This is a genomic window from Aliiglaciecola sp. NS0011-25 (genome assembly GCF_040370605.1).
Classification (GTDB): Bacteria; Pseudomonadota; Gammaproteobacteria; order Enterobacterales; family Alteromonadaceae; genus Aliiglaciecola; species Aliiglaciecola lipolytica_A.
The window spans coordinates 16681-30745 of sequence record NZ_BAABWR010000013.1; the positions used below are offsets into that span (position 1 = coordinate 16681).

General features: G+C 40.5%; 11 protein-coding genes. 7 read left to right on the top strand and 4 right to left on the bottom strand.

Features of this window, described 5'->3' with window-relative positions; genetic code table 11:
• Positions 1–126 precede the first annotated feature (126 nt).
• The 5 genes from ABWV72_RS12495 to ABWV72_RS12515 all read left to right on the top strand — a co-directional run bounded on the left by ABWV72_RS12495 (position 127) and on the right by ABWV72_RS12515 (position 5004).
• Positions 127–1401 (top strand): DEAD/DEAH box helicase, encoded by a 1275-nt coding sequence (locus ABWV72_RS12495; protein WP_353370864.1) that lies wholly within the window; start codon positions 127–129, stop codon positions 1399–1401.
• Between the two features lie 183 nt (positions 1402–1584).
• The gene (locus tag ABWV72_RS12500; protein ID WP_353370866.1) at positions 1585–2199 is read left to right on the top strand and encodes a DUF7010 family protein; all 615 of its coding nucleotides are present in this window, start codon (positions 1585–1587) and stop codon (positions 2197–2199) included.
• A 26-nt stretch (positions 2200–2225) separates the two neighbouring features.
• On the top strand, positions 2226–3347 hold the full coding sequence (locus ABWV72_RS12505; RefSeq protein WP_353370868.1) for a sensor histidine kinase: 1122 nt from the start codon (positions 2226–2228) through the stop codon (positions 3345–3347).
• A 48-nt stretch (positions 3348–3395) separates the two neighbouring features.
• Positions 3396–4007, top strand: a complete 612-nt coding sequence (locus ABWV72_RS12510; protein ID WP_216047162.1) for a response regulator transcription factor — start codon at positions 3396–3398, stop codon at positions 4005–4007.
• A 502-nt stretch (positions 4008–4509) separates the two neighbouring features.
• On the top strand, positions 4510–5004 hold the full coding sequence (locus ABWV72_RS12515; RefSeq protein ID WP_353370870.1) for an RT0821/Lpp0805 family surface protein: 495 nt from the start codon (positions 4510–4512) through the stop codon (positions 5002–5004).
• A gap of 27 nt (positions 5005–5031) precedes the next feature.
• On the opposite strand, the gene ABWV72_RS12520 is transcribed toward ABWV72_RS12515, so the two are convergent.
• The gene (locus ABWV72_RS12520) at positions 5032–5700 is read right to left on the bottom strand and encodes a glutathione S-transferase (RefSeq protein ID WP_303500881.1); all 669 of its coding nucleotides are present in this window, start codon (positions 5698–5700) and stop codon (positions 5032–5034) included.
• Between the two features lie 222 nt (positions 5701–5922).
• On the opposite strand from ABWV72_RS12520, the gene ABWV72_RS12525 reads away from it, so the two are divergent.
• Together ABWV72_RS12525 and ABWV72_RS12530 are read left to right on the top strand one after the other, a co-directional pair.
• Positions 5923–8250, top strand: coding sequence for a peptidase U32 family protein (locus ABWV72_RS12525; protein ID WP_342804956.1), 2328 nt, complete (start codon positions 5923–5925; stop codon positions 8248–8250).
• 429 nt (positions 8251–8679) lie between these two features.
• Complete coding sequence (locus ABWV72_RS12530) at positions 8680–9660, top strand: transposase (RefSeq protein WP_353370873.1); 981 nt, start codon at positions 8680–8682, stop codon at positions 9658–9660.
• Positions 9661–9908: 248 nt separating this feature from the next.
• Here ABWV72_RS12530 and speB read toward each other — a convergent pair whose 3' ends face one another.
• The 3 genes from speB to secD form a co-directional block, all read right to left on the bottom strand.
• On the bottom strand, positions 9909–10733 hold the full coding sequence (gene speB, locus ABWV72_RS12535) for an agmatinase (RefSeq protein WP_353370875.1): 825 nt from the start codon (positions 10731–10733) through the stop codon (positions 9909–9911).
• Between the two features lie 511 nt (positions 10734–11244).
• Positions 11245–12219 carry a protein translocase subunit SecF gene (secF, locus tag ABWV72_RS12540; RefSeq protein WP_353370877.1) on the bottom strand — a complete coding sequence of 325 codons (975 nt, stop codon included), beginning with the start codon at positions 12217–12219 and terminating at the stop codon, positions 11245–11247.
• Positions 12219–14054 carry a protein translocase subunit SecD gene (secD, locus tag ABWV72_RS12545; RefSeq protein WP_353370879.1) on the bottom strand — a complete coding sequence of 612 codons (1836 nt, stop codon included), beginning with the start codon at positions 14052–14054 and terminating at the stop codon, positions 12219–12221. The genes secF and secD overlap by 1 nt, the downstream gene beginning before the upstream one ends.
• Between the last annotated feature and the right edge of the window lie 11 nt (positions 14055–14065).

Sequence of the window (14065 nt, forward strand, 5' to 3'; positions counted from 1 at the left end):
TATCCTGATTTCAGTACTTATATTTACGGTTTTGTTATACCTTTGGTTTGCGCTATCAATAAATCAAATACAGATCTCAATTCCACTGTTTAGAAAATATTAATCTTTCCAAGGAATACTTACTCTATGTCTTTTCGTTTGTTAGGCCTGTGTGACGCGTTGTTGAATACTCTTGCCGAAAAAAGTTACACAACACCATCACCCATACAGATTGAAGCTATTCCGGCAGTGCTTGATGGACGTGATGTCATGGCTACGGCCCAGACTGGCACGGGTAAAACGGCGGCTTTTGCACTGCCAGTTGCACAGCTATTATCTGGTGGCACTAATCCACTTGCAAAAAACGTACGTGGGTTGATCATTGTGCCAACACGAGAACTCGCCTCTCAGGTTGCAAAGAGTGTAGAAAATTACTGTTGTAATATGGCAATCCGTTGTGGAGCGGTCTTCGGTGGTGTCAGGATAGAACCCCAGATATCAATGCTGAAAGATGGTTTGGATATCTTAGTCGCTACACCTGGTCGTCTCATTGATTTGTATCATCAACAAGCGATTAACTTTGAACAACTTGAAATATTGGTCTTAGATGAGGCTGACCGTATGTTGGAATTGGGTTTTATCGACGACATTCGCAGCATCCAAAACTTGTTACCCAACCAACGTCAAACTTTAATGTTTTCAGCGACATTTTCTAAATCAATAAAAGCCCTAGCTAAAAGTATGTTGAATAACCCCCTTGTGATTGAAGTGACGACGGCTAATAGCACTGTCGATTCAGTTAAGCAATTGATACATCCCGTCGACAAAGCCCGGAAAAGTGAAGCGCTGATATACCTGATCAAGAAAAATAAATGGCATCAACTGTTGGTATTTTGTCGCACTAAGCGCGGAGCCGATGATTTAGTATCCCAGCTAAAAAATGCCGGTATTAGCGCGGATTCAATCCATGCGAACCGAACCCAGCATGCACGCACGCTAGCATTAGATGGATTTAGTAACGGTAATATTCAAGTTTTGGTTGCTACTGATATTGCCTCTCGAGGTATTGATGTAAACCAACTACCTTGCGTGATTAATTTTGACTTGCCGTATGTTGCCGAAGATTATGTGCATCGCATCGGTCGCACTGGGCGTGCTGATAACACTGGCTTAGCTTTATCATTGTTCAGTGAGGATGAGTCAAAACAGTTGCAAACAATTGAACAAGTGATTGGTTGTAAGTTGCCGCGTGAAATCATCTCTGGTTTTACACCCAATAAGAAGGCATCAGTAAAAACCTCTGATGAAGAGCTTTACGGTAATTTTGAGCCTGATCCTAAGCTCAAATCTAAGCGAAAAGGTGAATTTCTAGCGCGGGGAAAACGGCTTGCCAAGTCATCTAGTAGTAAGCGCAATCGTTAATACTTACACAAAGAACCTATCAAATACCCATTATGCTAAGAATTAGTCTTTAATACCTCAGAGCCGGCCTTTAAGTTTATTTTGTGACAAATGTCACATCTTATTGGTGACATTTGTGCCTTATTCTTTGTTCACACTTTGGCAATAATAAACTCGTCTTTTAAACAACTAGCGAGTTAAAAAATGAAAATATTTACCTTAGATCAGCAACGCGAACAGTTTCGTCAACGTCGTTTTTTAGCGATGCCTTTAGCTGGAATGATAGTTTGGAGCATTATTGGCTTTATCGGCTTTTTTGTTGAATCAATGGAAATAAAAGTATGGTCAGTATGGTTAGGTTGTGGTGCTATTTTCTATTTGGGGATTTTCTTTGCCAAGCTCACCGGTGAAGACTTCTTTAACCGCAAAGGCCCTAAAAATGAATTTGATAACCTGTTTATGGCAGGAGTAGTAATGGCGTTGTTAGTGTTTGCCATCGTCATGCCTTTCGCAACTAAAGAAAATGAATCGATTCCTATGTCAGTTGGTATTCTTGCCGGATTAATGTGGATGCCGTTATCATGGGCAATTCAGCATTGGGTTGGATATTTCCATGCTATTACTCGAACTATTGCGATTGTGACCTGCTACTTTGGTGCCCCTGAGCATGTATTTGTATCTGTACCGGCTGTAATTGTAGTGGTATATATTGTCAGTATTTATATCCAAGAAAAGCGCTATGCCAACATCAAAGGTGCAACTGGCAGTCAAAGTAAGGCACTAAAGGATGCGGCTTTTACAGCAAGCCTTGCTAAGTGATGATGTAATAATCACAAGGAAATAAAATGGCTAACACTATACCAAACAGCAATATAAGCTTGCCCGCCCTTGGGCGTGGTGAGCGCAAGAAATGGTCTTTCATTTCACTCGTTTTTTCATTTTTTTATTTCGTTCCCCTGTTTATCGGTTCCAATACTCTTAGTACTAATCATTTGATTGCTTCTATCGGTATTTATGTATCCTTTATCGTGTTTTATATTTGGGCTGTTTTTGCTAGTGGAACGGCTGTGATATTGCCAATCATTTGCCTTGTGTTAGCTTGTATAGGTGGCACGTTGCTCAATTTTGCAGGGTTATTTTTATTTGGCTTTGCGACTTTTTTGATAGGCTATCATGGCGGTGGTTGGGTACGTGCAATTAGTCTTTTAATTGTTTTGAGTGCTATGGTTGCTTCGGTGATGCACTATCAAACCGTTGATTTACGTTATCTAATCCCCTCAGTTTTTGCGTGTTTGGCATTATTCGCATTTGGATTACTGGAAAGAAAAGAAGCCTTCATTGAAATACACAAACAGCATGCTGCAAATGAACTAGCGCAGGTTAGTGCCATTGCCGAGCGAGAGCGCATAGGTCGAGATTTACACGATTTAGTTGGGCATACTCTTTCAACTATTGCACTAAAGGCTGAGCTAGCAGAAAAACTCCTCCAACACGACCGCACCGACGAAGCAAAAACGCAACTTGCTGAGCTTAGTGCCGTTTCCCGCGACGTCTTGTCTGATGTAAGGAGAGCAGTTTCAGGCATGAAAAAACTCTCATTGCAAAGCGAATTACAGACTCTGACTAAATTGCTCGAAAATGCCAATATCGAAGTAGCATTAACGACAAATAAGTTGAGTGAAGTGGACCTGCCGGTAAATATTGAGTTGCAAATGGCGTTTGTTGCCAAAGAAGCAGTGACTAATATTCTGCGTCATAGTGATGCGAGTAAAGCCTATATTGAGGCGTATATTGACGGTGACATAATGAATATGCGTATTGGGGATAACGGCAGTAAGTCCAATATGCCCTATAAAGCTGGAAATGGTTTAACCGGTATGCAAGAACGCTTAGAGATGATTGATGGTACTTTGCTTATTAAGCATGACAAGGGGATGCACCTTGAAATAAGCGTCGCATTGTCTTAAGGCTAGCCGCTGGTGTTAAAAAATGAATTAATTGAAAAGGGAAATTTAATGACTACAAATTTAGTTATTGCTGAAGATCAAACCTTAGTGCTCGATGCACTGACCGCATTAATTGGTTTTGAATCAGATATAAAGGTAGTGGCGTCTTGTGGTGATGGGACAAAAGCGCTTAGTTTTATTAATAGTTCAGATGTAATCCCCGATATTGTATTGACCGATATTGAAATGCCACATATGACGGGCATCGAACTTGCCGAAACCTTGCAGAAGCAACATCCAAGCATAAAAATTGTGATCATGACGACTTTCGCCAAAGCCGGCTATATGCGTCGAGCAATTGAGGCTGGGGTACGGGGGATCGTGCTCAAAGAAGCTCCTAGTAACTATTTAATTACCAGTTTACGCAAAGTGATAAGCGGCGAGCGAGTAATTGATACCGAGCTAGCCATGATGGCGTTAGGGGATAAGGATCCACTTAACAGCAAAGAGCGTAAAGCACTAAAACTTGCGGCTGAAGGCTTGTCTACCGCTGAAATTTCAGAGAAATTATTTATTGCGCAAGGCACAGTGCGTAACTACCTTTCAGAAGCCATATCTAAGATGAATGCGACCAACCGAGTTGATGCGGCGCGAATTGCCAATCAGAAAGGGTGGTTATAGCGAGTTTGCCAGTAGATTGATTCTTTTATGATGTTTTCCGAAAAAGCTAAACCTGAGATATCTTTGTTATAAATTCATAGATATCTTTTTGAGTTTTGCATACATGGCTAAACATGGGTGTCTTGTTTACTCACGTGCTAGTTATGGCTGTCTTATTTATTCCTTCATCAATAGCGCCGAATACGAAACTTTGCGATGGGTGTCCTGTTTATTCACTTGCTAATTATGGGTGTCTTGTTTATTCCTACATCAATAGCGCCGAATACGAAACTTTGCGATGGGTGTCCTGTTTATTTCTTTTTGTCTGTAGATACGAAATCTGCATTTTCTCCACATTACCTGCACCTTCTTTCAATATTTGATCTTTAATATTGATTGCATTCTCAGTAAAAAACTCCATGCGTCTCAAGATAATCTTGCATTTGTGAATTAACTTACTGGAGAGTAGGCATTTTATTTTTTTACACCAAATTCGGTCATGCCAAATAGAGAGGTACTTATAATGTTTACAGGTTCTAAAAAAGTAGTCATCGCTTTGTCTTGCATCAGTGTTTTATTGTTATCTTCTTGTGCGGGGCGCGGAGGTATACACCATGGTCATGGTGGAGGAGCAAACCCGCTCACAGGTTTAATTATCGGTGGTATTATTGGTGGCGTAATCGGTCATGAGATTGGCAAAGGTGAGGCCCGCGCGAACGCTACAATTGTCGGCCCAACGGTTGAAATACATATAGGCGGCAATGTGGGGCGTCATATGAATCGACATGATCGAATATATATTTCCCATTCTCTAGAAACGATTCGTACTGGCGTTGCAACACAATGGTATAACCCGGATACAGGATATGAATACCGCGTGGTACCTACCAAAACGTACTTAATTGATGGTCAAACATGTCGCGAATATACTGTTGATGCAACCATTGGAGAGAACGCTGAGATAGTTCATGGAATTGCTTGCCGTGAAGCAGAAGGTAGCTGGGTTGTTAGAAAATAGTATGACTTTTATCCACAAGTGACAGGGCTATTTGCTTGCATCCCATACCTCAAACTTTGTCATTACCTTGGTGAACATCACACTTTGTAGGTAATGCTTAAGCCATTTTTTCAAATTGGGATAAGGGGATTGCTGATACCATTGGCGTTCTACTTTAGCAAATTGACGAATAAAGGGTAAAAGTGCGATATCAACTAAGCTTTCTCTGTCTGACATGATATAACTGGCTTTGTTAGTATTCTTTTTAGCGTTCTCAACTGATAATAGACCTTCTAATTCTTGAATATAAATCTCACAAGCCTGCCTGCATTCAGTCAGATTATTTTCTCGATATCGTTGTGCGCATTTATAGGCATTTAAGCGAGTTTTAAATTCGTCATCAAAACGTGCAATCATTGAAAGCATTGAAGGTAGTGCCACTGGATCATCTTTACGAAGTAGATCGTCAGGATCATTCTGAGCCAAGGCCCACAACATAACCTCAAGGCTTTCATCAACGATCAACGATGGTTGTAATTCATCACCTACAACTAAAATTGGCACAGTCCCTTTGGCTGAAGCGTCGAGCATTTCTACGGGTTTATTGTTTAAATTTACTTCGCGCACAGCAACAGATTGATTGGCTTTGAAAAGAGCTATTCTAGCTCGCATCGCATAAGGACAGTTTCGTAATGAGTAAAGTATTGGCAGTGTCATAGTTTATCGTTCTAGTGTTCTTCAAAGTTAGCTCTGATGACATTTATCTCATGTTTTGAGTAGCTTAATTTGGTACTTTGCAGTATTTACAGATAATAATCTACTCTAGTCATATTCATTGGCTAAAGATACAGGTAAAATCGCCAGCATAAAATTACAGGACTTATAATACTTCTGTGAGTATCACCCCCAATGAATCGCACCTAAATGAGTAATATCGGCATGAATAATCTCCAAACCACACAAAAAATTGAATTATTAGCCCCAGGTGGAGATATTGATGCCATTAAAGCGGCCATTATTGCGGGTGCCGATGCCGTTTATTGTGGTTTAGACAACTTTAATGCCCGTAATCGCGCGTCTAATATTTCTTTTGAACAACTTGTTGGGGTAATTCGCTTAGCCCATCAATATGATTGCGAAATATTTCTAACCTTGAATATTGTGATTCTAGAGCAAGAGTTTACGACCTTAGCTAAATTACTCAGTAAGCTAGTAAACACCACTTTAGACGGTGTAATTGTTCAAGATATAGGTATGTTTAACCTGATTAAAAAACATTTTCCCAGCTTGGATATTCATGCTTCTACACAGCTCACTACTCATAATGCGGGCCAAATAGCTTTCCTAAAAAAATTAGGGGCCTCAAGGGTTAATTTATCTAGAGAGTTAAACCTACGAGAAATAACAGCCTTAACTGCAGTTAGCCGTGAACACGATATTTTAACTGAAGTGTTCGTTCATGGTTCATTGTGCGTGGCGTTCTCGGGGTTGTGTTATTCAACTTCTGCAAGCGCTGGTAATTCGGGGAATCGTGGCCGCTGTAGTCAAGCGTGCCGTGAAGAATATGAAACCACCGAGTCGGGGCACAATTTCCCCCTTAATCTTAAAGATAACTCGGCATTCTTTGATCTGCCAGCACTCATCGAAGCCGGTGTTTATTCGTTTAAAATTGAAGGACGAATAAAAGGTGCAAGTTACGTACATACGGTAGTAGATAGTTTTCGTAAACAAATCGACGGTTTTATTGAAACCGGCGAATTGCTTGAAGATGGTGAGCGCTTGTATAAAGTCTTTAATCGGGATTTTTCAAATGCGTTTTTGCGCGGTGACTTGAATCAGTCAATGTTTATCGATAACCCTCGAGACAACTCTAAAAACCATGCCATTGCTAAAGCCACCTCTAACGACGACAGCAATCGTATATCAGTGGTACAAATACAAGAAGTGAAGCAAACTCTTTATCAAGAAAAAAATGAGCTTCATGATATTGTACGAGAAAAAATTCAGTATTTGAGTATAGATAAAGTCCCTTTAATCTTAGTTTTTTCTGGTCAGCAAGGTAGTCAATTAACCCTAAATATTCGCACCGATGATGGAGCTTTTTATCGAAGCACTGAGGCTCAAGTATCTCAAGGGCGAAGCAAAAGTTTTACATTACAATCGAGCAGTTTATTAGCAAAAAGTGATAAAAATGCGATTGACGAACAGGTCTTAGAGAAACGCTTTAGAAGTTTGGGGAATGGGGATTATGAGCTCCAAAGCATTGATACTCAGCATCTGTCAACTGGGTTAACTGTGCCTTTTAGTGAAATGACAACCTTGAAAAATGAAGCGATTAGATTGCTTAATGGTGCGCAAGCGTTGATCCCTCCTGTGACATTACCTAAATTGAAAAATTACCCAAAAACTGCAGATACTAACGTTAAGCTTTCCATATTAATTTGTGACCAAGCAGATGTTGCTTTGGCAGAGGTTTCCAGCGCTGATATTTACTTTAAATTACCCGATGCTTATAAACGTGATTGCACGAAGTACGTTGACTTTTTGGCTGACAATCCGCGCCTGATACCATGGTTTCCAGCAGTATTAATTGGCAAAGATTATGATGTGGCAATTAATATTTTGGAAAAAGTTATGCCGCCATTAATCGTTACTAACAATACAGGTATTGCTTACCGTGCTAATCAGTTAGGAATAAAGTGGATAGCAGGACCATTTTTAAATACAACCAACTCGTATGCATTGATGGCAATGAAAGAAGATTTTGATTGTAGTGGCGCATTTATTTCGAATGAGCTTAATCGTATGCAAATGAAAAACATTGCACGTCCTGACAATTTCAAACTATTTTACAGCATCTATCACCCCATTTTACTGATGACTAGCCGACAGTGTTTCTTCCAGCAAAGTGTCGGTTGTGAAAAACCGAGAATAGATAACGGATGTATGCTGTCTTGTGATAAATCCACTAGTATTACTAATCTTAAAGGGATGTCTTTTGCCATTGATAAACAAAAAGCGGGTTACCCTAGCATTTACAACGAAGACCAGTTTTTGAATATGCAGGTGATACATGATTTGGCTGACTTATTTGATGGTTTTATGATTGATTTAACTAACATTGGTGCTGGCGATAAAGTTTCTCCGGATAAAATTGCGTTAATTCATCAATTCGAACAATTACTCGCGGGAGATAAAATGGTGGAGGCAACGTTAAATGCTATGGTGCCGGAATCAACAGTTAGTCAATATCATGCTGGGCTTTAAGTAATGGAGGTATATTGACAATTAACTTTTAAATACCGATGGTTCTCTAATTAAAAGAGCTCAAAATCTGGCAGGCTAAATTTAACATCTTAAGGCATTTGTTAATTTGTTCTCCGTCAGTCACTGTCACACTGACAACTCGGTTATATACTTCAAAATTAACATTGCTTGCGCAAACGCTATCACTTGCCTCTCCAATTTGATTTCAAGCCAAACTCACTATTAAGACACCCATGCTTAGTTATTTAGGCCGTTATCAAGACACCCACCTTTGGATGACAACTTGAAGTAAACTATTTTACGGCTGGATTAAGTTTAAAACCTTTCAGTTTTGAAACAGGTTATGCTCATGCGTCTATTTCAATACTATTAAATTATCAACTCTCGGCTAAACTTAAAAGTCTTCAATCAACCAAGGAAGGATGATGTATGCCGCAAGCTCGAAAAAATCAAATAAGTTTAATCGATACTCCTTATTATCATTGTGTATCCAGATGTGTAAGACAGTCATTTTTATGTGGTGAAAATAAATTTACCGGGCAAAGTTATGAGCATCGACGAGGCTGGGTGGAATCTCGTCTATTATTTTTAGGTTCGGTCTTTGCTATCGATATCGCGGCTTATGCGGTTATGAACAATCATACTCACGTGGTGTTGTTTGTAGATAAAAACCTTGCTGAGAGTTGGTCGAAAAAAGAGGTACTTACTCGCTGGCATCAATTACACAGAGGCACTCTGCTTACGCAAAAATTCATGCGCGGTGAAGAGCTAAGCGAATATGAGCAGCTTACGGTGGATCAAATAGCCGAAGTAAATCGTAAACGTTTGTATGACATAAGTTGGTTTATGCGTAATTTGAACGAGTTCATTGCCAGAGAAGCGAACAAAGAGGATGAATGTACAGGCAGATTTTGGGAAGGAAGATTCAAATCTCAAGCGCTCTTAGATCAACGAGCCGTTATTGCCTGTATGGCTTACGTTGATTTGAACCCAATTCGAGCGAAAATGGAAAGTACGCCGCAAACCTCCAAGCATACCAGTATTTTCCAGCGTATTGCCGCTGTAAAAACGGGTAAACAACCTGATTCACTGCTGCGTTTTGTCGGTAATCATCAAAAAAATATGGCCTCAGGTATCGCCTTCAGCTTAATTGACTATTGTGAGTTAGTGGTTCGCACCGGTAGATTTATTCGAGACGATAAAGCGGGATACTTAAAGGCAAAAGAAAGCTCCATTATAGATAATTTAGGTATCAATTCAGAGCAATGGTTTACTCTTACCACTGAATTTGAACAGCATTTTTCGATTGCAGTGGGCAGTGAACATATGCTGCAACAATTTAAGCGCAACACAAAACATCAACGAATACGAGGCATGGGAAAAGCAAAAGTGTTGCTTAGACAAATTTAAAGTCATACACCTAAAATTACCAATATTGCAGCAAAAGTTGGCAATCACTGTTGTCTTTGGAATGTTAAAACAGAGACATTATCAATTTGAAAATGACCATTAGCCCTCCAGAATATATATAGAACCTCCTAAAGCTCAAGGAAACTAAAGCATCGTAGTCATCAAGTATTAACTTAGAGGAACATATAGATTTTCATATATATGGGTGTCTTAATAATTAGGTGTCTTAATAATTAACGAAGACATTACTACTCGAGCATTTTACCGCAGACTTCTTTGTATAACTTAGTGGCAACCATAGCGGTCATATCGTTTATGTCACGTATGGGATTGTATTCGACAATGTCAGCGCCTATTACGGGTACGTTTAAGCGATGAATAACATCCAATATTTGGCGTACACTTAAACCACCTGGTTCGTGGTGAGATACGCCTGGGGCATAGGCTGGGTCCAGTGCATCCATGTCTATTGTTATATATACAGGGCCGGTAATGTTGATTTGTTGAGCGCCTTTGTAGTGGGTCATTTCGTGTACTTCAACCTCAAAGCGTTTTGCTTGTTCTCGTTGGTGTTGATTTAAGGTGCGGATCCCTACTTGTACTAAGTGATTGGCCAACTTATTTTCCATGATTCGCGCAAAAGGGCAGGCGTGGGATAATGGATTGTTATCAAGAATGTCATATAAATCGGGATGAGCATCGAAATGCAAAATAGTAATGTCAGAATGATGTTTTGCCAACGCTTTAATAATCGGATAAGTAATGGAGTGATCGCCACCAAAAGTCAGGGGTTTCGCACCTTGCAAGGCTATCTTATCAATGACTTTCTCAAGCGCTTCAAATGCGTCGACTTCTTGTGTCCAAGACACTTCACCGGCATCCACTAACCTAGGATTATCATTAAGCTCTTGCCCCAATTCAGTAGCTGAATTTGATGAACCCGACTCCATCATTGTGCGTATTGCTTTTGGCCCCAATGCAGCGCCTTTCAGATGTGACGAAAAAGCGTCAAATGGCATGTTCAGTAAAGCAATGTCATCTTTAGATAATGGTTTCTCTTGCGGTTTTTTCATAGTGGCGTACTCAAAGTTTCATATCATTTGCACCACTTTAAATTGCCATGAATGATAAATCCACCTGCAGGTACCTGCTATCCTGTTTGTTTTATGGTTAATCGTCAGGAGCTACTCTGCTTTGATTAAGTGGATGCTGAATCTTGCTAACCAGATAGAAATTCAGGCTCAGATTGCCAAGCCGTATATCTGCTGCACTTGATAATAACACTCGAAATATGACGCCAGTTCATTAACCCATTGTAAAACCTTGTTAAGGGTGTGGTGTCTAGTTAATACCTTCTATCATGGGTGTCCAGCTAATCATGGGTGTCTCGCTAATATCTAATATCTCCAGCTAACAATCATGGGTGTCTAGCTAATATGTCTCCAGCTAACAATCATGGGTGTCTAGCTAATATCATGGGTGTCTCGCTAATGTCTAGCTAATACCTTTACTGCAACTTCAAAGCAAAAAATGTCCACTTATGTGGACATTTTAATCTTGATTCTGGGTTCTATCTAGCGATAGCTATGGCTCATCATTGAGTAGTAATTCCTGGGCACGATGTTGATAGAATGCTGGATTTAAACCTATTAGTTGCGGGATTGTGGCCGACACTGCAATTGAAGAGAGTGTTCCAAACACAACACCTGCAAATAACGCAATGGCAAAACCTTGTAATGGCTGTCCACCGAATATCCAAATGGCGCCTATTGTAGCCAGTGTTGTGCCTGAGGTTATCAGTGAGCGCGTTAATGTTGATTTAATTGCGGTATTGACTAAGTCATTCATCTTTAAGCCGGACTTGGCGCGCATTACTTCACGGAGCTTGTCGCCTATTACAATAGAGTCGTTGAGTGAGTAGCCGATGATGGCTAGTACGGCAGCAAGCACAGTTAAGTCAAAGGTCAAACCGAGCCAGGCGGATAGCCCAAGAACAACTAAAACATCATGTACTAAAGCGACCAATGAACCACAGGCTAAGCGCCATTCAAAGCGCCAAGTTAGGTATACCATCATAGCAATTGCCGCTACGATCAAGGCTAAACCACCGTTATCAATCAGTTCAGATCCAACCTGGGAGCCAATAAAAACCGAATCCTGAGGTGTAATATCGTAACCGCTTTGGTTGGCAAATTGATTTAGCCACTGTTTATCAATTACATCCGTTGTGTCATCCCCTTGGCGAATAGTCCAATGGGTATTTGTCATGCTGCTATTGAGTTCAAAATCGCCAGTTAACTGCGCAGCTAATTGGTTTTGCATGTGTGATTTGTCGATATTCTGGTTGGTGGTAAATTCGGTCATATAACCGCCAGTAAAATCTAATCCCAAATTTAACCCGCGCAGACCTAAGCCCAATGCAGATATCACCATCAAAGCCATAGCCAAACAAAAGCCCGCCAAACGATACTTGCTAAAACGAGAAACGGTTTGAGTTGAACCTTTACCTTCATTGGACTCATTATTACTTGATGAGTTGTTGATTAAATGTGTTGTCATTAACTGAGCTCCTTATGTGATACCGCAATTTGTGGTTTCACCAAATAGGTTAAAACGTGGGAAACAAATACACCGGTAAACATACTGGTTAAAATACCTAGACTTAACGTCATGGCAAATCCTTTTACTGGGCCATAGCCAATACTTAAGAGTATTAACGCGGTGATCATCGTGGTGATATTTGCATCTAAAATCGTCGAAAATGCTTCTTTATAGCCAGTTTCAATGGCTGAGAAGTTACTTTGTCCACGCCTTCGCTGTTCTTTTATTCGCTCAAAAATTAGCACATTTGTATCTACGGCCATGCCCACGGTTAATACCAAACCAGCAATGCCTGGGAGGGTAAGCACCACATTTGGTAACAATGCCATTAAGCCCAATAAACACACTAGGTTAAGCACCAAACTGGTGTTAGCAATTAAGCCGAGTTTTCGATACCACAAGCCCATAAATAACAACGTAATGCCTAAACCAATGGCTAATGCCATGATCCCGTTGTTGACATTGTCTTGCCCCAAAGAGGCTTGAATTGTGCGCTGTTGAACTATAGTAATGGGAGCGTCTAACGAGCCTGCGCGCAAGAGTAATGCAAGGTCAGATGCCGCCTGATGACTTTCTAAATTAGTGATGCTAAAACGGTTACCCAACTGACTTTGAATAGTCGCAACGCTGATGACTTTGCTTTTTTTGATCATCTCATCAGCAGCGTTTCTGTGGTACTCAGAAAAAACCACTACCATAGGCTTGCCAATATTGTTTTTGGAGAACGCTGACATTTTTTGACCGCCAATAGCATCTAACGACAGGTTCACCAAGGCAACGCCCATTTCGTCGCGACCTGTGCTGGCATTTTCGATACTCGCTCCTGTAAAAATGGGCTTTGAAGCTACCCGCAAATGACGACCGTCTTCATCGCGAAAGGTTTTAGTTCCAATTGCACCATCGCCAGCTATTTCATAAAAATCTAATGAGGCTGTCGCTCCTATGATTCGTTTGGCTTGTTCTGGATCTTTAACCCCAGGTAATTCCACACGAATACGATTCTTTCCTTGTCGTTGCGTAACTGCTTCGGTAATTCCTAACTCTTCAATTCTGCCACGTAGAGTTGTAATTGCCTGGGCCATAGTTTCACTGTGAAATGTGCTAAGGCTTTGTTGGGAATACATTAAAATGCCGTTGTTATCATCGACAGATGTGTAAGTTATGCCCGGCAAACGTTTCTGTAATTCGTTTACTACTATTTTCACATTGCCGGATTGATGACTCAAAAAATGTAAGTTAATTTTGCTCGTCAAATCCTCGTTATCAGCAGCAACCTTGACAGTCATACCGCGCAAACTATTTTGATGAATGATCTGCAGGGCTTCGTCTTTGGCACTTTCTATTCTTTCTTGATCAGCTTTGTGGATATCCACTTCCAGTACAAAGAGCACTCCACCGCTTAAATCTAAGCCTAATTTAATCGGCGACATACCTAGTTCGTCGAGCCACTTAGGGGCCGCAGATTGGCTTCCCAAGCGGACTTGGTATGCCGAACCTAAATTATTTTTTAGCTGCTGCTGTGCCCGTGACAGTGTTTCATCGTCTCCTTCAATAACGATCTTACTGTCTACTTCGCCGTTGATAATTTGTTTAACTTGAATGTCTTCTTGTTGCATTAAATTACGCAACTGTTGTGGCGACGGCAGTGATTGAGTTGGGGTTTGCGCGCTAATCAATAACGCGTTGTTGCTCCCGTATAGTGTTGGAATCGCATTTAATCCCAGAATGAGTACAGTGACAATGATCACTATTATTTGCCAAGTATGCTTGGGTTTTGCAGTTGTTTTACGCATATTCGTTCTCT